The following is a 1,090-nucleotide window of genomic DNA, read 5'->3' as shown; positions in this document are numbered from 1 at the left end:
AGCAAGGTCTGGGCCGCAAGACTGTCGGCGGCCTCATCGGCTGGGCGCGGCGGGCAGGGGTTCACGCCGCATGCTTGCAGGTGGTGGTCGACAACACGCCGGCTCGCGCTCTCTATGCCTCGCTTGGGTTCAGCCGTGAACTCTACCGATACCACTACCGCAGGAAGCCGCATGAACCACGATAGCTACGACAACACCTACATCGCCGGCATCCTCAATTCGGTGAAGACCATCGCCATGGTCGGCGCGTCCGCCAATGATGTGCGGCCAAGCTATTTCGTGCTGAAATATCTGCTGGCCAAGGGATTTTCGGTGTTTCCGATCAATCCTGGCCAGGCCGGCAAGGAGATCCTCGGCCGGATGACCTATGCGAGGCTCGCCGATATTCCCGAGCCGATCGACATGGTCGATGTCTTTCGCGCGCCGGCGGCGGTGCCCGGCATCGTCGACGAGGCGTTGCGGCTCGATCCCTTGCCGAAAGTCATCTGGATGCAGCTTGGCGTTCGCCATGACGAGGCCGCCGCACGCGCCGAGGCGGCGGGCATCAAGGTGGTGATGAACCGCTGCCCCAAAATCGAATACGGCAAGCTGTCCGGCGAGATCGGCTGGACCGGCGTCAATTCCGGTGTGCTGTCGTCGAAGAAGCCGCTGATGCGGTCGGGATTCCAGAGTTTTGGCGTGCGCCAGAAGTAGGACAGTCGCTCAAAAGTGCGCGGCGGTTTTGGGATAACGACGTGCACCAAAAGCAAGGCCTGATGCGCAATGCGCCTTGGGCGCAAAATTATTCCTTAGACCAGTGCATTTTCTCGGGCCTCGGCCGCAGATCGTTCGCCGAAGGGCATTTTCTTCTTTGCATTCGCGCTCATGCTTCGCCAAGAATGCCCGGCGATTTCAAGAGTTTCAAAAGGGAGGTTTTCAGTGACCCGCACGCCAGGTTTCAACACGCTCGCCGTCCATGCCGGTGCCAAGCCCGATCCGGCGACCGGCGCGCGTGCCACGCCGATCTACCAGACGACCTCCTTCGTCTTCGACGATGCCGACCATGCCGCGTCGCTGTTCGGGCTGAAGGCCTTCGGCAACATCTACACCC

Annotated in this window: 3 protein-coding genes; all 3 read left to right on the top strand. The window is 61.2% G+C overall.

Translation table 11 applies throughout. The features are described from left to right. On the top strand, nucleotides 1-185 hold a 185-nt coding region (locus tag EN750_RS35740), incomplete at its 5' end, for a GNAT family N-acetyltransferase (RefSeq protein ID WP_127399375.1). Continuing rightward, entirely contained in the window at nucleotides 172-693 is a 522-nt protein-coding gene (locus tag EN750_RS35735) for a CoA-binding protein (RefSeq protein ID WP_127269926.1), read from the top strand. The genes EN750_RS35740 and EN750_RS35735, both read left to right, overlap by 14 nt. 225 nt (nucleotides 694-918) lie before the next feature. Next, nucleotides 919-1,090 (top strand): PLP-dependent transferase (locus EN750_RS35730; protein ID WP_189526720.1); only part of this gene is annotated, 172 nt, incomplete at its 3' end.

Source organism: Mesorhizobium sp. M7A.F.Ca.ET.027.03.2.1 (assembly GCF_003999175.1).
Classification (GTDB): Bacteria; Pseudomonadota; Alphaproteobacteria; order Rhizobiales; family Rhizobiaceae; genus Mesorhizobium.
This window is presented reverse-complemented; position numbering and strand designations above follow the sequence as displayed.